This window comes from Nostoc sp., from assembly GCF_036916575.1.
GTDB lineage: Bacteria > Cyanobacteriota > Cyanobacteriia > Cyanobacteriales > Nostocaceae > Nostoc.
On sequence record NZ_JBALGC010000004.1, the window covers coordinates 21,649 to 45,958 of the forward strand.

22 protein-coding genes are annotated in these 24,310 nt (G+C 42.8%); 14 read left to right on the forward strand and 8 right to left on the reverse strand.

All coding sequences use genetic code 11. From position 1 onward, the window contains the following. Nucleotides 1-195 precede the first annotated feature (195 nt). The 3 genes from V7L29_RS01190 to V7L29_RS01200 form a co-directional block, all read right to left on the reverse strand. A complete protein-coding gene (locus V7L29_RS01190; protein WP_334690992.1) occupies nucleotides 196-780 on the reverse strand; it encodes an O-methyltransferase in 585 nt (194 codons plus the stop codon). Nucleotides 781-787: 7 nt separating this feature from the next. Further along, nucleotides 788-2,140: a magnesium transporter gene (mgtE, locus tag V7L29_RS01195; RefSeq protein ID WP_334690993.1), complete on the reverse strand. Its 1,353-nt coding sequence runs from the start codon at nucleotides 2,138-2,140 to the stop codon at nucleotides 788-790. A gap of 378 nt (nucleotides 2,141-2,518) precedes the next feature. Beyond that, the gene (locus tag V7L29_RS01200; RefSeq protein ID WP_334734274.1) at nucleotides 2,519-3,025 is read right to left on the reverse strand and encodes a hypothetical protein; all 507 of its coding nucleotides are present in this window, start codon (nucleotides 3,023-3,025) and stop codon (nucleotides 2,519-2,521) included. Between the two features lie 328 nt (nucleotides 3,026-3,353). Here V7L29_RS01200 and V7L29_RS01205 point away from each other — a divergent pair, with 328 nt between their 5' ends. From V7L29_RS01205 to V7L29_RS01215, 3 genes are all read left to right on the forward strand, one after another. Further along, the gene (locus tag V7L29_RS01205; protein WP_334734275.1) at nucleotides 3,354-3,968 is read left to right on the forward strand and encodes a caspase family protein; all 615 of its coding nucleotides are present in this window, start codon (nucleotides 3,354-3,356) and stop codon (nucleotides 3,966-3,968) included. Next, a complete protein-coding gene (locus V7L29_RS01210) occupies nucleotides 3,913-5,670 on the forward strand; it encodes a hypothetical protein (protein ID WP_334734276.1) in 1,758 nt (585 codons plus the stop codon). The genes V7L29_RS01205 and V7L29_RS01210 overlap by 56 nt, the downstream gene beginning before the upstream one ends. 384 nt (nucleotides 5,671-6,054) lie before the next feature. Then, on the forward strand, nucleotides 6,055-9,261 hold the full coding sequence (locus V7L29_RS01215; RefSeq protein WP_334734277.1) for a glycoside hydrolase family 15 protein: 3,207 nt from the start codon (nucleotides 6,055-6,057) through the stop codon (nucleotides 9,259-9,261). Nucleotides 9,262-9,314: 53 nt separating this feature from the next. Here the strand turns inward: V7L29_RS01215 and V7L29_RS01220 are convergent, their stop codons facing one another. Both V7L29_RS01220 and V7L29_RS01225 read right to left on the reverse strand, forming a co-directional pair. Further along, nucleotides 9,315-9,629, reverse strand: coding sequence for a YkvA family protein (locus tag V7L29_RS01220; protein WP_334691002.1), 315 nt, complete (start codon nucleotides 9,627-9,629; stop codon nucleotides 9,315-9,317). A gap of 284 nt (nucleotides 9,630-9,913) precedes the next feature. Further along, nucleotides 9,914-10,099 (reverse strand): hypothetical protein, encoded by a 186-nt coding sequence (locus V7L29_RS01225; RefSeq protein ID WP_334691003.1) that lies wholly within the window; start codon nucleotides 10,097-10,099, stop codon nucleotides 9,914-9,916. A gap of 266 nt (nucleotides 10,100-10,365) precedes the next feature. On the opposite strand from V7L29_RS01225, the gene V7L29_RS01230 reads away from it, so the two are divergent. The 3 genes from V7L29_RS01230 to V7L29_RS01240 all read left to right on the forward strand — a co-directional run bounded on the left by V7L29_RS01230 (nucleotide 10,366) and on the right by V7L29_RS01240 (nucleotide 12,435). Then, complete coding sequence (locus V7L29_RS01230) at nucleotides 10,366-11,094, forward strand: MotA/TolQ/ExbB proton channel family protein (protein WP_334691004.1); 729 nt, start codon at nucleotides 10,366-10,368, stop codon at nucleotides 11,092-11,094. Between the two features lie 43 nt (nucleotides 11,095-11,137). After that, nucleotides 11,138-11,839, forward strand: coding sequence for an ExbD/TolR family protein (locus V7L29_RS01235; RefSeq protein WP_334734278.1), 702 nt, complete (start codon nucleotides 11,138-11,140; stop codon nucleotides 11,837-11,839). Nucleotides 11,840-12,072: 233 nt separating this feature from the next. Then, a complete protein-coding gene (locus V7L29_RS01240) occupies nucleotides 12,073-12,435 on the forward strand; it encodes a phage holin family protein (protein WP_334734279.1) in 363 nt (120 codons plus the stop codon). Between the two features lie 107 nt (nucleotides 12,436-12,542). On the opposite strand, the gene psb29 is transcribed toward V7L29_RS01240, so the two are convergent. After that, nucleotides 12,543-13,250 carry a photosystem II biogenesis protein Psp29 gene (psb29, locus tag V7L29_RS01245; RefSeq protein ID WP_334734280.1) on the reverse strand — a complete coding sequence of 236 codons (708 nt, stop codon included), beginning with the start codon at nucleotides 13,248-13,250 and terminating at the stop codon, nucleotides 12,543-12,545. A 209-nt stretch (nucleotides 13,251-13,459) separates the two neighbouring features. Between psb29 and V7L29_RS01250 the strand changes: the two genes are divergently transcribed. Next, nucleotides 13,460-14,065, forward strand: coding sequence for a chromophore lyase CpcT/CpeT (locus V7L29_RS01250; RefSeq protein ID WP_334734281.1), 606 nt, complete (start codon nucleotides 13,460-13,462; stop codon nucleotides 14,063-14,065). A gap of 94 nt (nucleotides 14,066-14,159) precedes the next feature. On the opposite strand, the gene V7L29_RS01255 is transcribed toward V7L29_RS01250, so the two are convergent. Beyond that, nucleotides 14,160-14,528 carry an STAS domain-containing protein gene (locus V7L29_RS01255; protein ID WP_334691009.1) on the reverse strand — a complete coding sequence of 123 codons (369 nt, stop codon included), beginning with the start codon at nucleotides 14,526-14,528 and terminating at the stop codon, nucleotides 14,160-14,162. Between the two features lie 279 nt (nucleotides 14,529-14,807). Next, nucleotides 14,808-15,845, reverse strand: coding sequence for an oxygen-dependent coproporphyrinogen oxidase (gene hemF / locus V7L29_RS01260; protein ID WP_334691010.1), 1,038 nt, complete (start codon nucleotides 15,843-15,845; stop codon nucleotides 14,808-14,810). A gap of 448 nt (nucleotides 15,846-16,293) precedes the next feature. Here hemF and V7L29_RS01265 point away from each other — a divergent pair, with 448 nt between their 5' ends. The 7 genes from V7L29_RS01265 (at nucleotide 16,294) to V7L29_RS01295 (ending at nucleotide 23,741) form a co-directional block, all read left to right on the forward strand. After that, complete coding sequence (locus tag V7L29_RS01265; RefSeq protein ID WP_334734282.1) at nucleotides 16,294-16,818, forward strand: SRPBCC family protein; 525 nt, start codon at nucleotides 16,294-16,296, stop codon at nucleotides 16,816-16,818. Between the two features lie 396 nt (nucleotides 16,819-17,214). Beyond that, nucleotides 17,215-18,306, forward strand: coding sequence for an Mrp/NBP35 family ATP-binding protein (locus tag V7L29_RS01270; RefSeq protein ID WP_334734283.1), 1,092 nt, complete (start codon nucleotides 17,215-17,217; stop codon nucleotides 18,304-18,306). 206 nt (nucleotides 18,307-18,512) lie between these two features. Further along, nucleotides 18,513-19,826 (forward strand): rod shape-determining protein RodA, encoded by a 1,314-nt coding sequence (gene rodA / locus V7L29_RS01275; RefSeq protein WP_334691013.1) that lies wholly within the window; start codon nucleotides 18,513-18,515, stop codon nucleotides 19,824-19,826. A 593-nt stretch (nucleotides 19,827-20,419) separates the two neighbouring features. Continuing rightward, nucleotides 20,420-20,617 carry an NAD(P)H dehydrogenase subunit NdhS gene (locus tag V7L29_RS01280; RefSeq protein WP_094351697.1) on the forward strand — a complete coding sequence of 66 codons (198 nt, stop codon included), beginning with the start codon at nucleotides 20,420-20,422 and terminating at the stop codon, nucleotides 20,615-20,617. Between the two features lie 44 nt (nucleotides 20,618-20,661). After that, nucleotides 20,662-20,787, forward strand: a complete 126-nt coding sequence (locus V7L29_RS01285) for a hypothetical protein (protein ID WP_334734284.1) — start codon at nucleotides 20,662-20,664, stop codon at nucleotides 20,785-20,787. A 13-nt stretch (nucleotides 20,788-20,800) separates the two neighbouring features. Next, entirely contained in the window at nucleotides 20,801-21,457 is a 657-nt protein-coding gene (locus V7L29_RS01290) for an HAS-barrel domain-containing protein (RefSeq protein ID WP_334734285.1), read from the forward strand. A gap of 145 nt (nucleotides 21,458-21,602) precedes the next feature. Continuing rightward, nucleotides 21,603-23,741: a cation:proton antiporter domain-containing protein gene (locus V7L29_RS01295; protein WP_334691015.1), complete on the forward strand. Its 2,139-nt coding sequence runs from the start codon at nucleotides 21,603-21,605 to the stop codon at nucleotides 23,739-23,741. The last annotated feature ends 569 nt before the right edge of the window (nucleotides 23,742-24,310 follow it).

The window sequence follows — 24,310 nt, forward strand, 5'->3', positions numbered from 1 at the left end:
TCGCGTCTCTACAGCTTTTTAATTTACATATGCAGAGGAAATGATATCACCTGTCTTATATCAAATTACCTACTTGTTGTTTCTAGCATCAAGAATTTATATAGCGCTTGTCAATTGGATAAGGTATTACATAAATCACTTAATTGTTATCTATCTCCCCGAAAAAAATCGCTCTCCTGGCAATCCTGCCGCTGTCTACCCTCTAACTTTCGCTGCAATTACTAACCCTGTAGACCAGTTAATTTTTGAAAGCGTCAAATCGCTCCTGCATTCTAAGCTTGAAATGAGCTGGCTAGCTTTTGAAGCCTGATCCTCAGACCATATGGCTTGAGGCAACATATCATCAATAACGTACAAACCACCCAACTTAAGCAAATTGAGCGTATCCTCAAGGCAGCTATATTTTCCTACCCATGCATCAGCGAATATAAAATCAAACCTTTGAGCAGCTATTTTACCTAAAAAAATTGTCGCGTCCTCTGTATGAAAAACCACTCTCCGATCCTGACCTAAATACTTTTTAGCAACAGCTATTACTTTGTCATCTTGGTCAACTGAGATCAGCTTGGATTTCTGATCCATACCGTTCAAAAGCCAAGCAGCAGATATACCAGTTCCTGTGCCCAATTCAAGAAACATACTAGCAGGTTTGCTTGCAGCAAGTGTTCTTAGAAAAGAACCTGTTAGTGAGTCTGAAGCCATACGAAAATTTAGGGCTTCAGACTCTGCCTGAATGTGCTTCAAAACGTTAGGATACTTTAGATTTTCTTGGTCTTTCATACGTCCATTAACTTGGTAAATGTAACACCTGCAAAGCAAAGGAAATCAGGGTAAGGAACGTTAAAAACCCAATAGTATCTAGCATTGTAGTCACCAACGGCCCGCTAACTAGGGCCGGGTCAAGCTTCAGTCGTTTCAAAGCCATTGGTAGTAAAGTACCGAGTGTAACAGCCACAATTGTATTAGTTGCCATTACGATTCCGGCAATTAAAGCTACCCATCGCTCTTGGGGTCGCGCCCAAATTAAAGAAAGCAGGATCATTGTCGTGGCTAAAACTAGGGCTGTGGCTAAACCAGCTAAAAGTTCTTTGCGGAGAATTTTCAGAGTATCTTTGGGTGTTACCTCGCCTACTCCCAAGCCGCGGATTGTCACCGTTAATGATTGAATACCAACAGTACCACCAGTATTAGAAAAAATTGGCATGATTACTGCTAGAACTGGCACTGCGGCAATTACAGATTGAAAAGGTGCGATCGCACTAGCTGCACCAATATACAGTGCCATGATGCCCAACAGCCAAGGCAAGCGGTTGCGGATGGTGAGTAGGGGAGAGGATAAAGCTGCTTCATCACCACCCACACCCGCCAGTTTTTGGATATCTTCTGTGGCTTCCTCTTCCAAAATATCCATCACATCGTCAATAGTGACAATGCCGACCAATCGGTCTTCTCGGTCAACTACGGGGATAGCGATTAAGTCGTAGCGCTGCATGATTCGCGCCACTTCTTCTTGAGGAGTTTCAGTTCTAACCTTAATGACGCGATCACTAGAAATATCCTTGATGAAAACATCAGGAAAGGTAAACAGCAACTGGCGCAGTGAAACTACTCTCACCAGTGTTCGGTTATCATCTGTGACGTAGGCGTAGTAAATCGACTCTTTGTCTTCGTCCTGACGACGGATTTTGCTCAAGGCTTCGCCTACAGTCAATCCTTGCCGCAACCGAACATATTCGGTTGTCATCACCCGCCCAGCAGTGCCTTCTGGATAGCCGAGAATCGTTGCTGTTGCTTGCCTTTGTTCTGGACTCAGTTCCTGCAATAGCCGTTTGATTACCCCAGCGGGTAGTTCATCAAACAATTCTGCGCGTTCATCAGGACTCATCTCTTCTACAAGTTGTACTACCTGCACATCATGCAGAGAATTAATTAGTTCTTCCTGCACCTCTGTGGGCAGATATTCAAATACATCAATTGCGTGAGCTTTGTTGAGTAAACGGAAGGCGATCGCCCGTTGTTTTTCAGGCAATTGTGTAATGTATTCTCCCACATCCACAGGTTGTAAGCGATTTAAATCCCATTTCAACTGGTTTAAATCGGTAGTATCAGTCAGCAAATCACGAATATCTTCTGTGAGCATGATATATATCTCCTAAGTCTCCCCCGTGCTGGGAGACTTCCTCGCCAGCTCAGAGGAGGTTGATACTGCCATCTTGTGGACTATGGTCCATAAAATTTCAACAATTCAATATCGATATCTAATTCAAGGCATCGCTAGTCATCATCCTAACCCGGAATAGCGCTCTCCGGTAGATACTGAATACTAGCATTCAGTATTAGTGATATTACTCACTAGTGACTAACTTAATTGCCCTAAGTTTCAGGTAATTTCCGTGTAACTTAAAGTAGATTTTACTACTGCTACAAGCTATGTCAACCCAATCAACGAATTTAATCGCCAACTTTATAGAGTTAAAATATTTACAACATTACAAGTAGTTTTTGGTGTCAAGCAACTTCATGCATAGTCACCTGGACGACGAAGAATCAGAAATGGGTTAGCAGGTTTGACTTCATAGTCGCGGTAATCTGTTTGAGCTTTGGCGATTGCTTCCGATGCAATCCACTCAGGATGGTGATCTTGCCACAGAGGATGGCGTAAAATCAGGATTGTCTGACGCTTTTGATTTTGGTGTACGTAGCCAGTGAGAGTTCCGAACTGAGTGGGTAAGCCGTAACCAAGGCGTTGAAGTGTAGCGGAAATTGGTGCATTTATACCTTGATATAGTTTACTCCAAGGATTTTGAATACTGCCCCAAGGAGAGTTGAGATCAATTGTAGATGAGGCTGATAACACTAATTGCGCCATATCTAAAGCCAGGCGCCAATCTAATAACCCGTGATAAGCAAGGTTCTGGTAATCTCGCAAACATAAGTTGCATGATGTATCACAGGCGTTTTCATGTGGCTGATTTATCCACTTGCTGGCAATGCTACTAAGAATATTGGGATTCGCCAAATCCATCAATTTTTTAAATTCTTTTGGTTTTTCTAGAAACGGCCATTGGTTGGCGCGTGCAGGAAAGCGGGTATCGTCACAACGATTCTGGCAAACCCATCAGATGGTCATATACAGTCGCACAGATGATGGAGAAATTCGCTAAGAATTGATGCAAAGCTGTACTAAATTGCTAGCTGTGCTCGTATATCGTTATTATTTTAGATTGAGATTTTTAATAGATGAGATAGCAAGTCTTAATAAACGAAACTTTTTGTAATTTTCTGGAAAATAGCATGTTAAATCTGTATCAATAGCTCAAATACTAACGTATTTTGCCTGAGCAAGGATAAATATGACCCAAAGTTTTAAACAAGGGTACGCTGTTATTGTCGGAGTAGGTGCTGACTTGCCTGTCACAATTGATGATGCTACTGCCGTTGCTAATTTGCTACGCAATTCATCTCGTTGTGCCTATCCTACTGAGCAAGTACGTTTGCTAACTGCCGAAGAAGCAAATGCTACAAATATCTTATCTGCTTTAAGTTGGTTGGCTGATGTGACTGGAAAAGATGATACAGTCATCGTTTACTTTTCCGGTCACGGAATGGAAACACCAGATTATTATTTAATGCCTTACGGATACAATCTAGGAAATTTGCAGGGTACAGCGATTCTTGGGTCAACATTCACCCAACATTTGCAAGCCATTCAAGTACAAAAATTACTGGTAATCCTTGATTGCTGTCATGCTGGTGGACAAGCTGAAGCAAAGGGAGCAATCAAATCACCTTTACCACCGTCTGCGATCACGCAATTGGGCAACAGCAGTGGTCGAGTTATACTGGCTTCATCACGCAAAGATGAAGTTTCTTGGACTGGACAACCATACAGTATTAACGCTAAAAAAAAGTATGCAGCTAGGGGGTTTGTTCACGCCAGTATATGGTTATCGTCAAGTTTTCCCTGAATACTTAGTGCTAATTGATCGCATAAATTACGGCGATCACCAGGCCAGAATTGTTGAGGAAATGATCAACAGGCTGAAGCTAAATGAGGTTTTCATCACAGGCTACTACTTTGATGGCGATCCTCGCGTCTGCTTTCCGATGACAGGAAAAGGGAGACCCTGCACACTCAACGAAATTGCGGCAAAATACAATGAGTATCGACTGATCATCTTCTCTGTCGCTGAAGGATTATTTAGTTCGCGCACTGGTGAACTCGAACCTTGGAGCAATTTGTTTTTGAGTTGGAGCGAGCGCGCTGTATTGACTCCAAAATCTTCGGAACACTGGGGATATCAGGAACTGGAATTATCGCAGCAGTTTATTATTCAACCCGCCACACCTGAAGGTTTGATGGAGTTGATACGTAGCATTCAATCTGGAGAATCATCCTATGAACCTTCAGAAAAGATTAGGGAACCTTTTCCGGAAGAGTTGAGAGTGCGATCACGCCGTTGGATTCAACGAGATCCACCAGAGTCATTAGTGATCAATAAGGTGTTGAAATCACTCCGCCGATATTTGGGCAAGGCTGGTTACGACTGGCTGAGTGCTTGTGCTATATTTCCAGAACTGCATTGGAATCTCACATTATACCTGGGCAATACACTCCAAAGCGAAGATGGCCGCACCCTCCTCCAAGCTTGTCATCTTAATGATCTGACTCGCTTACCGTGGTTTCGGCAAGGTTATATACCTGACTGGCTAAGGAAACGACTGATTTCTGAGATTCCCCATCCACAGGAAAAAAATATCCGTTCAGCTATTGAAGCGTTGTTAATCACTGCTGTTCAAGGTTATGTTGGCGGTATGCAATTGGAAATTGCCAGGAATAACGCTAACGTCCTCTCAAAGTTAGCCCTACCGCTTCTGCGTTTGTTGGCTAAGAGAGCATCCGAGGATAGTCTTCTGTACGACTACATTTTTCTGGACTTTATGGCTGGTAGCGAGCAGAAGCGGCTGGCAGTTCGTTTGCCGGAAGCGTTGTATGATTTGCTTCATTCCCAGGGGGTAAAGTGGAGGCTTTGGCTTCGATGGGTACTGGGAACTGTTTTAAGTTCAGCTTTAAGTTGGGGTATGAATAATAAATCTCCACACAATAATTTTCAAAACCTCGAAGCTCACGAAACTAAAAATAATGGTCAAATTGGTCAAGCTGGACGCTATGTATATCAGACTCAGAACAATTATATAATCAGATTTTTCAAATTGTTGTCTGAACAAGCCTTAAAGGGTTCTATCGTCGGTGCTTTTATCGGATTATCTATAATGTTCATGAGTCCCACAATCTTCTATCCAATTATTCATGACTATACAGTATCTGCTGAGTGGGCAGAATTTATTTGCGCGATTTTTGTTGGTTTATACTGTCGTCTATTCTGTAGTAATTACATCAGTCGTAAATCACAGAAAAATTTCTTAGCATCACTAGCCTTTATTGTAACTTGGTTTGTATTACCATCAGTTCGGGAAATTTTTCTTCCAATGTTTGAAGCTAGGTTCGACCGGAACACATCTGATACAATTAGCTATCCAATTAGCTATGCAATCATTTGTGTCTTGACTGGCGGTGTTATAGAAATAATCGCTGAAATGAGCCAGAAAAAGCAGAGTAAGGGGGTAAATGAGCATCAGCAATCGGAAATTACTGAAATAAAAAAGTAAATTAGCAATAAAATCAGATATCTATAGGAAAAAATACATTTTAGAAGCCATGAAGATTCCAAAATGGCATCAAAACTAGAGTGTCAATAAGGTGCAGCTTCGTATGACAAAAAATAACCGAAGAACCATTCTTCTTTAGAATGAATAAAGATAAATGAAAGTATAAAATAATTTGCGTAAATATGAGGATATAAACAAATATCGTATTTTAGTTTGGAATCGCTAAAATTTAGTACCCAGAAGCGTATTAACAGGAGATAATAAAAAACTCACACACCCTTAGCTGTTGTCTCATCAACCTTTACAGAACTTGTTCTGGCTTAGTTTAGGTAGTTCACTTCACAGTCACAGGGTCGAATTTTGCAAGTAGTTCTGAACCAAATCATGAAAACATCTACCAAATTGCTAGCTCGCCTGGAGTATTACTACCAGCAAATCAAAACAATCATCCTGACTCGGCAGAATCCGATTACTGGTTTACTACCTGCGAGTACAGCGATTACAGCCCACGGTGATTATACTGATGCGTGGGTACGAGACAACGTTTACAGCATTTTGGCAGTTTGGGGTTTAGAACTTGCATACCGCAAGATTGACGACGATGAAGGACGCACCTATGAACTAGAACACAGTGTGATCAAACTGATGCGCGGGTTGCTTTTTGCAATGATGCGACAGGCTCATAAAGTAGAGACATTTAAACATACTCAGTCACTACTGGATGGACTGCACGCCAAATATAATACCGCGACTGGCGACATTGTTGTTGGTGATGACAAATGGGGACATTTGCAACTCGATGCCACATCTATATTTTTACTAATGTTGGCACAAATGACCGCTGCGGGATTGCAAATAATTTATACGATTGATGAAGTGAATTTCGTCCAAAATTTGGTTTACTACATTGGACGAGCTTACCGCACACCAGATTACGGCATTTGGGAACGTGGTAATAAAATTAATCGTGGTAATGCTGAGTTAAACGCCAGTTCCGTAGGCATGGCAAAAGCTGCTTTAGAAGCGATTAACGGATTGGATTTGTTTGGTGTGCGTGGTAGTCAAGCATCGGTGATTCATGTGCTACCAGATGAAATCGCCCGCGCTCGAATTACTTTAGAATCCTTATTACCGAGGGAATCTGGTTCCAAAGAAATTGATGCAGCGCTGTTAAGTATTATTAGTTATCCTGCCTTTGCAGTGGAAGACTCGCAGTTACGCGATCGCACTTTAAACGATATTATCAATAAACTCGCAGGTAAATACGGCTGCAAACGCTTTTTGCGTGATGGACACCAAACCGTTTTAGAAGATAATCATCGCTTGCACTACGAACCGTGGGAACTCAAGCAATTTGAGCATATTGAATGCGAATGGCCGTTATTTTTCACTTATTTAGTTCTAGATGGATTATTTCGCGGCGAGCCAGAACAAGTTAAAAAATACCAAGAGCTTTTAGAATCGTTACTCATAGAACAAGATGGTTTGAGTTTATTACCAGAACTTTATTATGTCTCAGCAGAAAACATAGAAGCAGAAAAGTTAGCACCCCAAACGCAACCACGTTTGCCCAATGAAAATATTCCCTTGGTGTGGGCACAGAGTTTATATCTTCTCAGTCAAATGTTAAGTGAAGGGTTAGTGGCGGTTGGTGATATCGACCCTTTGGGAAGACATTTGTGTGTGGGAAAACAGCGCGAAGCATTGGTACAAATTGCCTTGCTAGCAGAAGATGAAGATTTACAGACAAAACTAGAAGTTCACGGAATTGAAGCACAAACCCCCACCCAAGTAGAACCGATTCAGGTGAGAAAAGCTGAAGAATTTTCAGCTATTTATACCCAAATTGGACGTAACAACAAACTTGGTTTAACTGGGCGTCCAGTGCGGCGGCTGCGGAGTTTAACAACATCTAGAATCTTTCGGATTCGCGGTGAAACAATTGTATTTTTACCTTCATTTTCAGACTCCCAACAGTTTTACTTAACCCTCGATTACCATTTTCTACTGGATCAAATTAGAAGCGAACTGGCTTACATTCAAAAATATTGGAGCGATTTAGGGCGTCCTACTTTGACTTTAATGTTGACGCACACTATGTTAGAAAGCGGTTCGGAAGCATTACTAGAACTGATGCAAGAACTGAAAGATGGTGTTTGTAACGGTGTGCGGGTGAAATTAGGGCGTCTAAATCAGCTAATGCTGACAGATGGAATTCAAAGAATTGATTTTCTTCCAAATGCAGAATTCTCGCGATCGCCAGTCAAAAATGCTAGCCCACGTTGCTATTATTTAGCTTATCATCCTGATAAAAACTGGCGCTTAGGACATACCCAAGAATTTCAAATGGAGTATGAAACTAACTTGGGATTATTACTTTCTTATTTGCGCTCATCAGAGAATATCTACGAGCAAATTGAGTTATTGCAAACTTTAATTCGCTTACAGGGAATGAAATTTGATACGGGATATGGCGGCCCAGGATATCCTGTCACTGTAGCCGATTTACTAGATGAAGTTTACACCAAAGCTGGAGATTTAAGTATTTGGGCAGTGGTACGCCGGGCTGCGGGGTTACGGCAAATGGTTGATATTAGCCTATCAGATGCAGTGACGAGTATTTTGGTGCGGGGTAAGCAAATTGCTGTAGGTAAAGCTTACAGTGAAGCGTCCTTGATTACTGTACCCATGTCCCACGATGAAATTGCTGATAAAATTAATCATTTTTGTCGTGAGGATATACGCGATCGCGTCCTAACCCAAGAGATTCTAATCTATCTTGGCATCTTAATTCGCTCAGAATCCAAACTATTTCAGGGACTGCTGACGCTGAGAGTCGGCTATCTCATCCTGTTGATAACCAGCGAACTAGCGCGAGAATTGCATGTCACTCAAGATGAAGCATACGATTACTTAATGCAACTTTCACCTTTTGAAGTGAAAATGCGCTTGCGTCAGGTATTAACTGGATATACTGGTATGAGTAACCTGTTGCGCCAGCAAGAATCACTGCACGTCAAGCAAAAAGAAAGTGATATTGCTTGGGTGGTTTTACCAGGAATCGCCGAAGGGATAGAAGTTCCGCCAGGTGGTTGGCGGCGGTTTCGCCAAGCCGAGGGTGCGACGGGGCGCGTACCCAAGGAATTTTTTAAACAAGTTTGGCTATTAATGCGACATTGCAAAGGTCTAGTAATTGGCGATAAACTAGAGCGCCGCAATCGTTTAGATAGTGAGGTGATGTTGTCAGAAATGACAGCAGGGGAAAGAAATTTTGCTCTATTAGTTGAGCATTTGCTAAATAAAATCGAAGCTCCAGAATATCGCCAAGTTAATATTGAAGCATTAGTAGAATTAGCTGCGATCGCCGCCAATAATCCCAACCTGCAAATCGAAGAATATATCGTGTTGGATGTGTTAATTGGTCATGCAGTGCGATTAGCATGGCTAGAAAACCATACTCATCGCAGCGATCACTATGATGAGGATAAAGCTAGTGCGTGGCGATCGTTTTACAATACCTCACCTAGAGATTGCGCTAGTTATATTTTGAAGGCATTCAGGTTCTTGACGGAATTTGTGAAAGATTTTTAAGTTTAAAAAAATATCCCCCACTTCAGATTCTAAAAGCAGGGGTTTTATTAAATCTACTTAACAGAAACAGCATCAACATCAACGGTGCTTGCAGTCGAGGTAGAACCCTCACTAGTATTAGATGCTTCAGTGCCTACCTCACCCTTACGAGCTTTCCAGCCTTCAATTACTAGTCCGGATACCTCACCAACTAGTAGGGTCAAAAGGAAAACATCATCAATCTGTCCGACAACGGGTATAAAATCTGGGAGAATATCAATTGGGCTGACCAAATAGACCAATGTTCCTAAAATTACCCACCAACGGTACTTGGGGTTACGAAGTACATTGCGATACCAGGTATAAAGTGATTGGATTGAAAACTTCATATTTAGAACCTCCAGTTATCTTTAATTTTGACAAATTATCCTAAAAATTCCTGGTGGGAATAACCGCCCTAGTTAGTCTGGAAGACGCTACTAGTAATGACATACGTTTTGAAGCAAGCATTGAGCTTTGGTGCTATTGAGTTTCGGGTAATTGCTCAAACTTTGCTTCCTTCAAACAACTACAACATATTCTGGTGAATGCGATCCATGCCTTAGACGAAGTAAACGCTAATCGCACCCATCAGGAGATTGAAGCAAATCCTAGCCAGATCAGCATCTGCACCTCAATGAGCAATTTGCAGTCGGTGGAAATTGCGTTGGCGTACCCCTACAGAAATCTTGCTACACGTAGCGTCTCGTAGAGAAGGCATGGCTGATAATGCAGGGAGAATGCCAAAATAGGTTAAAAACCGCATCTTCAATCCTTTCTTCACTACCCAACCTGTAGGTAAAGGAACAGTTTTGGGCATGGCAATCAGCTACGAAATTAGCACCGAAAAAAATAGTGGCAAATTGGAATGTTTTTCTACTCTTGGTGAAGGAAGTGAGTTGATCATTCAATTGCCTACCTAGCAGCAAGTTTGTACAGCAGTCTAAGTTAAATACGTTATGCTTGCACTGTCTTTTTAGGTTTTCGAGAAATTTATTTTTTGGAAGTCCCCCATTTTGCATTAATCTCTAGAATTAAAATGCCTTAGCATATTTACTCTAGTCATGGAGGGAGGAAACTTAAACAGTGGATATTTTAGATTTGTTTAATAAGGGCGGGCCAGCAATGTGGCCTTTGCTAGTTCTCTCGATTCTGTCTTTGAGTGTGATTTTTGAACGTCTATGGTTCTGGTTGCGAATTTTGACTCAGGAAAAGCAAATAGTTGATCGCATTCTGGATGCTGCCCAAGATAATTGGCAAGTAGCTGCGGACATTGCAAGACAAGCAAGCCATCAGCCTGTCGGGCGTTTTCTCTACGCCCCCTTACGTTTTCCCAAAACTGATGCAGAAACCTTTCGACTAGCACTGGAGGCTACAGCAGAAGATGAATTGGCTGGAATGCGGCGGGGCGAAAAACTTTTAGAAGCCGTAATTGCCCTAGCCCCACTGCTGGGATTGTTGGGCACAGTTTTGGGTTTAATCCGCGCTTTGCGAGCAATTCGGATTGGCGATTTGGGAACTGAATCTACAGCGGGGGTAACTACTGGTATTGGTGAATCCCTGATTGCTACGGCAACAGGGCTAATAGTTGCCATCATTAGTTTGGTATTTTACCGCCTATTTCAAAGTTTTGTAGTCAACCAAGTCAAAGTTTTTCGGAAGGCAGGGAATGAGATGGAATTGCTCTACCGCCAATCCCCGCCTGATTTTACTAATAGTACATCAACAGTTGCGCGGGAAAATTTCACTCCACCCCGCAAGCCAGGAAAGACTAGGTTTTCTGAACCTCCTGAACCCCCGAATGCACCTAATTAATAGTCAAGAATTCAACCCCAAAACCAGGCTTTAGAGTGAGACAATGAAAGTTAATCTATATACTCCAATTGAAGAAGTCCAAATTCAAATCATCCCTTTAATTGATGTTGTTTTTTGTATCCTGACGTTTTTTTTATTAGCGGCTTTACAATTTACACGGCAACAGGCAATAAATGTTGATTTGCCCAAAGCCAGCCCCAGTTCAGTATCTGGAATAACATCACAGAGTGGAAGTCTGATTGTAACTATCGATGCCGTTGGCACTACTTACATAGAAAAACAGGCTGTAAAACGGGAGGATTTGGGAGCGAGGTTAAAACAGTATCTCCAAGCAAACCCCAGTGCTGTTATCGTGCTGAATGCTTCGCGGACAGCAACTTACAATGATGTGATTGAGACATTAGATTTGCTGCGGCAAGTAGGGGGCGATCGCGTCTCTCTGGGAATTATTCCTGGCCCATCTCAACCATCCACAAACTCACTTGACCAGCCTGCTGTTCCCTCTTTTCCAATCAATCCTGGTGCAGCACCAGTACCCACCACCGTACCATTTCCAGGTATCAATCCTAAAGGCAATCTTAGCCCGAAATTTCCCTTAGCACCTAATTCCGTACCCTTGCCTACAGTAACTGGTCAACCTCCAACTGGGCAAGGCATCAGTCCTATTAATCCTGGTATTTCCAACCCACTAGCATCCCAAGCGCCTGTAGCACCCAAACAAACCCAACCTCCTCTTAAAAGATGAGATAGGGCAAGGGAGAGCAAGGGAGAGTTAGAATCTCCTGATCTCCCTCATCTTTTTCATCTCCCCACTCCCCTTCAAGCTCTTTCCCAAACCTAAAGATATCTAAAATAAAATTTGGTTAGAGAAAAATTTCCTGCTAATTTATAGATAATTGGTTGAGCTTTAAAGATTTTTCCACCGATAAACTAAAGTAATTTATCACCAATTGCCATTCACGTTTCAGGGGTTGTGGCATGAATCTCGTAACGCTTTTAATTGTTTGGGTAGTAACAGCTATCAGCCTGTTGATAATTAGTAAATTACCTTTGGGAGTTGAAATTGACACTCCTGGTAAAGCCTTCCTTTCTGCCGCAGTGCTTGGTATCGTCACGGCAATAGTCAGACCGATTTTAAGCCTCATTTTTGCAGTACCAAATTTACTCACGTTGGACTTATTATCCAGCATTTTCACATTTATGATTGCCGTGGTTTGTTTTAGTATGGCTGCTTGGCTAGTAGAAGGCTTTCGCTTGCGTTACGGGATTTGGAGTGCTGTAATTGGGGCGTTTGCGCTGACTTTAATTAACAGCTTAATCTACAAATTATTGGGCGTCTAAAGCTAAGAGTTAAGAGTTAGGAGTAGAGACGCGATTAATCGCGTCTGTACAGGAGTTAGGAGTTAATAGTTAAGAGTTATTAACAACTCCTCACTCCTAACTTCTAATTATTCGTTGGAACTTGGGGGAGCAACGGGGGCAGTTGATTGTTGTTTACGTTGCTCGCGTTTTTTGCGATCGGCTGAGAGCATATCTGCCATCACCACCAGTGCTTGCGCCATCTTGTCTAGGTTAGAACGGTATAGCTCTAAATCCTTGTTGAGTTTGTCATTGGACACGTGCAAGCCAGCAGCGATCGCTTTCAGCGCCTCAGTGAGTTGCTTTTCATCTTTGACCAATTCCGGATCTGACTGTTCTAATAACGAAAATACACCAATTGCAAACAAACGGTTGTATTTAAAGTTAGGATTGTTGGCGATCGCTTGCAGTTGTACTTGCAAGTCAGCATCTCGATCTAAGTAATTAGTTTGACCCAGCCACGCAATTAAATCTTTAACTGGCAAACCTTTAGCTACAGTTTGCAATCTTTGGGCATCCTGTCGGTAGCGTTGCGGATCTTCTTCTATAGCCTGACATAAGGCGTTAAAAATTGATTCTTGATCCCGTTCTGGTTGATAGCCTTGCATGAAGCGGTCAAAAGTAGTGACGACGCCCAAGGCATAAATTGGATTGTAGCTAAAATCGATATTTACTGACAGCAGATGCATTTCCACCATCAATTCTTCCACTACCCGACGATAAATAGTGTTGATCGGACGGGTGTGAAGATTGTAGAAAGTTCGCTTTGTATCAGAGACAGTACGGGCGTTATTCACAAAGAAAAAGAAAATATTAAGGGCGAAGTATCTTTATTTTCTCGCTTAAAGGCTACTTTGCCAAGTTGAGCTTTTAGCTGGTGACGGTTTCATTTACAATATAGACAAATCAGAAGTATTTTATCAGCTGGTAGCTACAGGGGGTAAGACCCTTTGCCCTAAAAAACTAACCAAAAATTATCATCGTTAATGATTTGTCTATCACATTTATGAACTTTTCGCCACAGTTAATTGCTTTAGGTGAGTACCTAGCTGGTGAATTTGATAATCGAGAACAAGCCATAGCAGAACCAGTTTGGTATGTTCACCTTTGCCTGTGGCAAAGACCAGTTAATCTTTTCACAGAAGATAGCATCACCCTGTTTGCAGAACAAGCTAGCGTTATTAACCTAGATAAACCTTACCGCCAGCGAATTATCAGGTTGCGTCAGGGGAGCAACTCTGATACATCTCTGGAAGTACAATACTACATGCCTCAAGATCCAGGCGCATTAGGAGGCGCAGGTCATAACCCTGCTCTATTGAACACACTGACACCCGAACAATTAAATTTACTACCAGGTTGTATCCTAACAGTAAATCAGGAAACACTAGCCCCTGATCGCTATAAGTTTACCGCTACCCCACTACCACAGACTCGTTGTAGCTTTACTTATCTTGGCAATAGCGTGGATGTTTCATTGGGATTTGAAGTCACTGCCGCAGAATTTCACAGTTACGACAAAGGAATTGATCCAGCAACTGGAAAAGCAACTTGGGGAGCGATTATGGGGCCTTATCGCTATACCAAGCGAAATCAGTATTTAATAAGATAAACTTATGAATTATGAGTTATGAGTTATGAATTTTGAATTAACTCCTGTACAGACGTGATTAATCGCGTCTCTACTTCTAACTCCTAACTCTTTTTTAGCTGGCAATGCTACGAGGTACACCTTCTAAAGCTTCCTCTTCTGTTTCAAAGATTTCAAAAACAGTATCCATCATCGTAACTTCAAACACGAGTTTGGCTTCTGGATGTACATTGCAGATGCGGAAACTGCCCTTGATTTTATCAGCATCACGCATCCCAGCTACCAAAGACGTGAGACCGGAACTATCAATAAAATTTACCTGAGCCAGATTAACAACTACATGGCGGCTGAGTTTGGAAATACACTCCTGTAACTTCAGGCGAAATTGCCAAGCAGTGGTAATGTCTAGGCGACCTGCTGGTGTCAGGACAATAACAGTGTTTCCGTCTTGGGTTGTATAAGTTTTTTGGTCTATATGAATCATTAAAGCCCTCCCCGTGGCATTCCTCTTAAGATTAACTAGTTACAGAATTTTTTAATGCTGCCACTTGAGATTAACAAGCTATAGCTAAAATTGTCACCTTTTTCTGCTAAGTGCTTACCTTTGGTAGTTTAACTCACCAAAATAGTGCTGAGTGCCAAGTTGAAATGGGGGAGATGGGGGAGACGAGGGAGATCAGGATAGTTATCCGAACTCCGAACTCCTAACTCAGTACTCAGCACTCAGCACAGGCTAAACCATAGCTATCCGCTAACAGCACTATTAACTGGGTGTCCAGTTGATCCAATCTTGAGGTTTAAGGAAGGTTTCATACAATTCGGCTTCAGGGGAATTGGGTTCCGGTTGATAGCCGTATTCCCAGCGCACTAAGGGTGGTAGGGACATCAGAATTGATTCAGTGCGTCCGTTGGTTTGCAGACCAAAAATAGTGCCTCGGTCATAAACCAAGTTAAATTCTACATACCGTCCCCGGCGGTAGAGTTGAAAATTTCGTTGGCGATCGCCATATTCTATCCCATGTCGCCGTTCTACAATTGGTACGTAAGCTGGTAAAAATGCTTTACCACAGTCTTGTACAAAGGCAAACAAATCTTCCCAACTGCGGGTTGCTGGTGTTCCCACCTGGTTGCTATAACTAGCCGCTTTCCCATTGGGATCTGGCCCACGATATAAAGCACCCTGACCATCTTGGTAATCAAAAAACAGACCACCTACGCCCCGTGTCTCATCACGATGCTTTAAGTAGAAATATTCATCACACCACTGCTTAAACACCGGGTAATATTCTGGGTGGTTTCGGTCACAAGCCTGTTTTAATGTTTTGTGTAAATGTGCCGCATCTTCAGCAAAGGGGTAATAAGGTGTCAAGTCAATACCACCACCAAACCACCATACTGGCCCCGCTTCAAAGTAGCGATAATTTAAATGAACTGTGGGTACGTAAGGATTGCGAGGATGTAATACCAGTGAAGTGCCCGTGGCATAAAAACCATGTCCTGCTGCTTCAGGGCGTTGGGTTAAAATTGAGGCTGGCAAATGGGAACCCTGAACTTCAGAAAAATTTACACCTGCTTGTTCAAATATTGCACCATCTCGCAGCACACGCGATCGCCCTCCACCTCCTTCTGGACGTTCCCAACTATCTTCGAGAAACTTGCCCACACCATCTAGTTTTGTTAACGCTTGCGTAATTTCGTCTTGCAGTTGTTTCATAAACTGACTGACCCTAGTTTGAGCGTCAGTTGCTGGCAAAGACTTAGATGATGCTGCTACAGTCGGTATTTGCGAGTTGGTCAACATAGATTCCCGAACCTAAATTACAATTTTCAGAAAGCCACAAATTTTTCATTTTAAAATTTGGGGGAAACACGCGCCAACAATCAAGCTCTATTTGCCTAACCCGCTTTTTCTTACTGGTCAAGCATTTATTACGATTGATGGGCATCATTAGAGTTATTTTCCCTCAAATGCGTATAGGCTTGTATACTGACTGAGTTGTTTTTGAAATTTTTAGTTGGAATATTCTGGTATAAACACTAGACTTTAGTCGTAACCTAGAAGTATCAAGAGTTTGACTCGCCTGCTCAAAACTTCTTTGCCATATTCTTATGTTGGATGTTAGCGTCTTTGCCGCATCGAGGCTTGCTATGTTTAGGGCATTTCTGAGAAAGTTTTAATTTAAGAACTGAGCGTAGTTGCCCACTATACCAGAGTTACCAGAAAGTGTCTAGGGAGGAGGATTAGGAAAATGCAAGGTTGGTTATCCAAATTCATCCACCGCAAACGTCGTCGGTTTTGCGCTTCTCTGGTGCGGACGTATCGAGAGATTAGTTCTGCTTCTGTAGATGAACTGTGGCAAAAAGTCGCTGACTTAACAGATGTTTCTTGGCATCCACTACTTAAGAGTACTAACGTCCCCTACGGATTAGTACCCAAACCAGGGTTGATTTTTCATGCTGTAACACGCTTTTCGCCGATTCCCATCCGGATTTTTGTAGAGCGCGTCAATCATAAAGAAATGCTGAGTATCCGAGTGCTGGCGATTCCTGGGATAGAGGAACGGGTGACTTATCAAGTAGAGTCAACGGTTTGTGGTACTTGTCTGTCTTATTCTGTAACGCTACGGGGTTGGTTATCACCCCTGATTTGGTCTTTATCCCGTCCTTATGCAGACCGCGTAGCAAGGTCTTTAGTCGAGGCAGTAGAAAAGACGGCATTGCCAACAGTATCTGGTAAGAAAAAATCCCTTAATGACAGTTGTTTTGATTTTTAGGTGATGGGGACTGGGGACTGGGGAAGAGGCAAAGGGGCAGGCAAAAGGGAACAGGGAAGAAAATTTTTACCTCTGCACCCTGCTCCCTGCTTAAGAGCTTCTTACCATGCCCAATACTTCTCTACCTTGGGCTGCGCCTTAAGCGTAGCTATGCCGCAGGCTTTACGGCTACGCTCAGGACAAGCTCAGTACAAGTGCCCAATCCCTAATGCCCAATAACTAATCCCTAAAGAAAGTTAAGATTCTATTAGGTGATAATGCAATTTGCTAAGTTTTATTACGGGAGTAACAGTGATAACACTAAGCTGACCTTGCTTAAGAAAGCAGCCAGTTAATAGCTAAGATGTTCGCCACGAGTGTATTTTTTCATTTTGAATTTTTCATTTTGAATTTTTTATGTACGATGTCCTCGACTCCAGCTCTGTCTTAGAAGTGTTGCGACCAGTGGAAGACCCAGAACTCCGCAAAAGTCTGGTAGAACTAAATATGATTCGCAACGTCAAAATTGATGATGGCAAGGTTAGTTTTACTTTGGTGTTGACCACTCCTGCCTGTCCTTTACGTGAATTTATTGTCGAAGACTGTCAGAAAGCTGTCAAAAAGCTCCCAGGCGTTACAGATGTAAGCATAGAAGTGACGGCAGAAACACCCCAGCAAAAAAGTTTGGCCGATGCCTCCGGCGGGCTAAACCAACGCACTGGCATTTCTGGGGTGAAAAATATCATTGCTGTTTCCAGCGGTAAAGGTGGCGTTGGTAAAAGTACGGTGGCGGTGAATGTAGCAGTAGCTTTAGCTCAAACTGGGGCGAAAGTCGGCTTGCTAGATGCTGATATTTACGGTCCCAATGACCCTACCATGCTGGGTCTGGCTGATGCCCAAATTACTGTCCGTTCAACCGAAACAGGTGACATCCTAGAACCTGCTTTTAATCACGGCGTCAAATTAGTTTCAATGGGCTTTTTGATTGATCGAGATCAACCAGTAATTTGGCGGGGGCCTATGCTCAATGGTGTAATTCGCCAGTTTCTCTATCAAGTGCAATGGGGAGAACTAGACTATTTGATTGTAGATATGCCACCGGGAACCGGAGATGCTCAGTTAACTTTAACCCAAGCAGTGCCGATGGCAGGGGCAGTAATTGTCACCACGCCGCAAACTGTAGCCTTGTTAGATTCTCGCAAGGGATTGCGGATGTTCCAGCAGATGAATGTCCCGGTATTGGGGATCGTGGAAAATATGAGCTATTTTATTCCCCCCGACCAACCGGATAAGCAGTATGACATCTTTGGTTCCGGTGGTGGCTCCAAAACAGCCACCGAATTGGGAGTGCCTTTATTGGGGTGCGTACCACTAGAGATTTCCACGCGAGTTGGTGGTGACAGTGGTGTGCCGATAGTTGTTGGTGATTCAGATTCTGCTTCGGCAAAAGCATTAACAGTGATCGCTCTTACCATTGCTGGTAAAGTATCAGTTGCTGCTTTGACATAATTAATTTTAATTTCTATCTTGTTCCTGGGCTATAGCTTGGGAATACTAGGGATTGGACATGGGGCATCGGGGATGAGGGGGATGAGGAGCAGGGGGAGCAGGAGGGCAGGGGAGGCAGGGGGAGAAGAACTAATACACCATGCCCAATGCCCTGTTTGGGCAATGCCCAACAATAAAATCTAAAAGTTAAAGTCTAAACTGGCACAATGTTGTTAAAACGATCGCTCCCCAAAATTCGTTGGAAGTCTTGGGTTAAGCCCTGGCAGGATGTAGATTGGCTACTTTTTTGTTTGCCGATTGCTGTCAGTATTTTTGGCGGCATCATGATCCTCAGTACGGAACTGAAGCAGCCAGTAACTGACTGGTGGTGGCACTGGTTGGTAGCGGCTATCGGCGTGCTTATAGCCCTGTTTTTATCTCGCACCCGTTACGAAATCTTGTTGCAATGGCACTGGGTGACATACGCACTGACGAACTTTAGTTTAATCGCCGTGAAGATTGCCGGTACTAGCGCCAAAGGGGCGGAGCGGTGGATTAGTATCGCCGGCTTTAACGTGCAACCCTCAGAATTTGCTAAAGTCGGCATAATCATCACCTTAGCAGCTTTGTTACACAGGCGCACTGCTTCTAGCCTTGAAGGTGTTTTCTGCGTTTTGGCAATCACTGCCATACCTTGGGGATTAGTATTTTCACAGCCAGATTTAGCAACATCAATAGTATTTGGTGCGATCGTCTTAGGAATGCTTTACTGGGCAAATGCTAACCCAGGCTGGTTAATTCTAATGATTTCTCCTGTGGTTGCTGCCATTTTGTTTAGTATATCTTGGCCTTTATCAGAGCCGATAATTTTATTCAAAGAACTATCTTTTGGGCCATTAGGGCTAATTTGGTCAGTTGCGATGGCTATTGTGGGCTGGCAAACTCTTCGGTGGCGTCGATTTGGTTTCGGTGCAATCAGTGCGTGCAGTCTCAATATACTGGGTGGCGAATTAGGAGTCTTCGCCTGGAACCATATTTTGAAACCGTATCAAAGAGATCGGCTAACTGTATTCATAAACCCCGATCACTATCCACTCGGTGCTGGGTATCACTTAATCCAATCTCGCATTGCCATTGGTGCTGGTAAAATTTGGGGATGGGGTCTGTTCAAGGGCCCAATGACGCAACTGAATTTCGTACCTGAACAGCATACAGATTTTATTTTCTCCGCAGTGGGGGAAGAATTCGGTTTTGTTGGTTGTTTGGTAGTCCTGTTTGTCTTCTGCTTAATTTGCTTCCGTCTATTGCATGTTGCTCAAACCGCCAAAGATAACTTTGGTTCCTTGTTGGCTATTGGCGTTTTGTCCATGATCATATTTCAGGTGATTGTAAACGTTGGCATGACTGTAGGTTTAGCACCTGTGGCAGGAATTCCCCTACCTTGGATGAGTTATGGGCGTTCTGCTATGCTGACTAACTTCATCTCCTTGGGAATAGTAGAATCAGTAGCAAATTTTCGACAAAGACAGAAGTATTATTGATGAAGTAGTCATTAGTCATTGGTCATTAGTCATTAGTCAAAGATATAAGAGTTTTTGGTATATACCTCACTCCTGGTGGGCGAAAAAAACTTTCTTATATCAGACTAATTCAAACTACGTTAAAGAGTGGGCGTGGTATTTCGAGGACTTTCTTACTAATAACTAATGACTAATGACTCTTGCATCATCGGTGAGATTTTAAGATAATCTTACTTTTGTCAATTAGAAATTATGCTGAAAATTTGGAAAAAACGGAAGTATTAAGTTAACTATTGTACTTAATTTGGAGCGCGACAATGAATGATACGGATCAAGATTATGCGATTGCCTGCCTAAAAATTCTGTTTTCGACCCCAATTTTGGCAATATTATAAGTACGATTGCTTATTGACAAATGGTATATGACCTTAACCTCTCACGAATGCTCTCGCATTACGGTTTGATTCGTCATTTGTCCTTTGCAAATGACCAATGACCCTTCGGGTTCGCCAGTTGCTCATGGGGGAAACCCCCAAGACCGCACTGGCTCACCAATGATCAATGACTATTAATAAGTATTAAGCTATTAAAAGCAAACAAGCGAGGCTAAAAACATGATCCTGCCTGGAGCAACTGTTCGCGTCAAGAATCCCGCAGATACCTATTATCGCTACGAAGGACTCGTGCAACGGGTGAGTGATGGCAAAGTAGCCGTATTATTTGAAGGTGGTAACTGGGATAAATTAGTTACCTTTCGCCTGAGCGAATTGGAACTCGTAGAGACCACAGCCGGACGTAAAAAAGCCAAATAAGATTAGTCATTAGTCCTTTGTCCTTTGTCATTTGGCAAAGACTAATGACTAATGACCCTTCGGGTGAGCCAGTTGCTTATGGGGGAAACCCCTACAGCCCTTTGGGCATCCTACGGCAGGCGCTAGCCTCTCCCTTTGGAAGAAGACCACACTGGCTCACCAATGACTAATGACTAAATTACTATGCGCCTTCCCCTACCACAGTTTGCTACTGGCGATCGCCATCCCAACCACATTGCGGAGGTGATTGAGACTACTAGTACCGAATTTTTGGCCCAGTGTTTGGAACCAGAAGATTTGAGCTTTCCCTCCATGCCACCTTTTGGTAGTTGGGTCTGTTCTGTAGATGAAGAATCTGGTAATCAAGTTTATGCAGTGGTATATTATGCTACAACTATGCCCATAGATTCCGTACACCGGGCTAGAGCTTTGGGGTTGTCATTGCAAAACTTACGGGAGGAACAACCCCAGATATTTGCCATGCTCAGAACTGAATTCCGGGCTGCGATCGTGGGATTTGAGCAGTCTTCCCAGAATCGAGGTTATAACCAAAGAATATATCAGTATCTACCACCCCGTCCTCCGCAAATTCATCAAGCTGTTTATCGGTGTGAACCAGAAGCGATCATTAAATTTACTGAAGAACTAGATTTTTTGCGGACACTGCTTTGTATTAACGGTGCGCCAATAGAGTCTTTGACCGCAGCTGCCATTCGAGATGTATACCAGTTACGCAAAGCTGACCGAGAATGGCTAATTAAAGCTGGACGTAGTTTGAGCGTGCTACTTAAAGACGACTACGATCGCTTGCGATTCATTTTGAGTCAAATCCACCCGTAGGTAGTTAGTTCTCCGACAACCTGCTAGTTAATGTAAGTTAAGATTTTTGATTTTTCGTCAGGTGGCTTCTCTATTTATTTATATCGATCAGGCGATCGCCCCCAAGGTAATCGCAGTTTTACCATAGCCCCTTCATTTCCCACCTATGGAACTCATATCACAAGTTCCTGTTCTGGAACCAACTTCCCAAGTTCTTGGCAAGGAACCAATTGTTCCCTTTGCTATTCTGCTAGTGGTCATCTTAGTTATACCCATAATGTTTGAGCGGCTAAGATTACCAGGATTAGTGGGTTTGGTTTTCTCAGGGCTAGTACTTGGGCCCTCAGGCTGGAATCTATTTCAGTCTGACTCGCCGATGATTAACCTGCTATCAGACATTGGGTTAATTTACTTGCTATTTGTTGCCGGGCTAGAAGTTGATCTAGAACAGTTTCGCCGACAAAAAAGTCGCGCTTTTGGATTTGCTCGCTTGACTTTCAGTCTACCCCTGATGATGGGAACCTTAGTAGGGGTGATTTTAGGCTATGGCTGGAATACTTCAATCTTAATTGGCTCTTTATTTGCTTCCTATACCCTTTTGGCATATCCGATAATCAGTCGTTTGGGAGTGGTAAACAATGAAGCTGTTACTGTCACCATTGGAGCTACGATTTTTACAGATATTGGTGCAGTGCTGATCTTAGCCGTTTGTGTAGCCGTCGCTCATGCTGGAACATTCAGCTTTGCTAAACTACTCACCTTGTCGGGTTGGTTAATTATTTACTCTGTTGCCGTTGTTGCAGGCTTTGATTGGGCAGGCAAAGAATTTTTCAAGCGGTCTGGAGACGACGAAGGAAACAAGTTTTTGTTTGTGTTACTGTCTGTGTTTCTCGCGGCTGTGGGCGCTCAATTAATGGGGGTAGAAAAAATTGTTGGTGCTTTTTTAGCAGGTTTGGCGGTGAATGAAACTGTGGGTGAAGGCCCAGTCAAAGAAAAGGTGGTATTTATTGGCAGTGTGCTGTTCATTCCCATTTTCTTTGTTGACGTTGGCTTACTGATCAATTTACCCGCCTTTGTGAACAACCTGGACACGCTCAAGTTAACGCTGTTGATCATAGTCGGTTTGATTGTCAGTAAATTGATTGCAGCTTTATTGACAAAACTGGTTTACCGCTATAACTGGCAAGAAATGCTAACCATGTGGTCGCTATCACTTCCCCAGGTTAGTACAACGTTAGCAGCAACGTTAGTGGGATATCGAGCTGGGTTGCTACCACTAGAAGTATTACACAGCGTCATTGTCTTAATGCTTGTCACATCAACCTTAGGACCATTGATTACCAGTCGAATAGCTGTTGGTTTGAATTCCTCATCAGCCCAAGATTCAGCACTACCTCTACCTGACCAGAAGGCATCAGAAACAGACAGTGCTTTTACTATAGTCGTACCTGTGTATAATCCTCAGACCGAGCAGTATTTGATTGAAATGGCGGCGTTATTAGCGCGTCAGTCTCAGGGCAAAATTATGCCGTTAGCTATTGCTACTGCTGCTGCTCACATGGATGCACCGCAGTTAGAAGCGTCTCTACAACGGAGTGAACGGTTATTGACCAAAGCCACGGCACAAAGTCGAGTATTGGGCGTGGCCGCAGAACCAGTGCTGCGAATTGATGATGCCTTTGCTCAAGGAATTAGCAGAGCTGCTCGCGAACAAAAGGCTAATTTAATTGTTATGGGTTGGGGTAAACGGACTGGGTTACGAGCGCGTTTATTTGGGAATGTGATTGATGGTGTGCTTTGGGCATCCCATTGTCCAGTAGCGGTGACACGTCTAGTAGAATCACCGAAAAAAATTCAGCGCATTTTAGTACCAATAGAAAATTTAACAGCACCTACATTACAGCCTGTACAATTTGCCCAGATGCTGGCAGAAGCAAATCAGAGCCACATTACTGTGCTGAATGTGTGTGATCGCCGCACTAGTTCCAATAAAATTGCTTGGAGGCGATCACATCTCTCTCTGTTGGTATCTAAATTAGCTTTGGCCAATGCCCCAGAAATTCAAATTATCGCTCATGAAAATGTTGCCCAAGCAATTTTGCAGGCAGCACGATTATATGATTTAGTCGTTTTACCTTTTATACGTAATCGTACTAGTCCTGGAGGGTTAGCTATTAGCGATGTCACAACTCAGTTAGCCAGACAACTTACCTGTTCCATTGTCATGCTTGGAGAACCGCAACGCACTCAAACCACAAATGTAGTGATGTCTAACACGCTTACCAGCATTACATCTGCTGTATGATATAAGGCAGAGTTCAGTCCACTCACGTGGACTTGGGCTGCGTTGGCGTAGCCCGCACTTCTCTACGAGACGCTCTTGCTAGCTTGCTTCGACCTAGGAGTACGGCGGGCTCAGTGACCACCAGAGGCATCGCATTGACAAAAATCTTTGCAACAAATGAATCGTCTGTAAGGATGTACAACTTTACGTCCCTACCAAGGTTTTCTAGGAGGAATTTCGTGAAATGATATGAGCCTCTGTACTTAAGTACGGGGTGGATGTTGGTAAACGCCACAACTTGACTATCACAAAAATTTGGCTAATAGTAAGGTCTTAAAGTTGCGTGAGTGTCAACTTACTGCCTGCATCTTTGTATTCAACAATTAGAACAGTAAGTAATAACCGTAAAAATACTTTATATTATTGAAGATTTGATGAACTTTAGCTAAAAGACTGACAATTTTCAAACAATATTTGTTATTTTGCTAGTTAAATTATTAAGGAAGTAAGTAAAAATACCATAAACCTACAACCGTAGAAAAATAAGTTAGTTCAATAATACTTTTTGATTGAGCCTTGTTCTTTTTTTC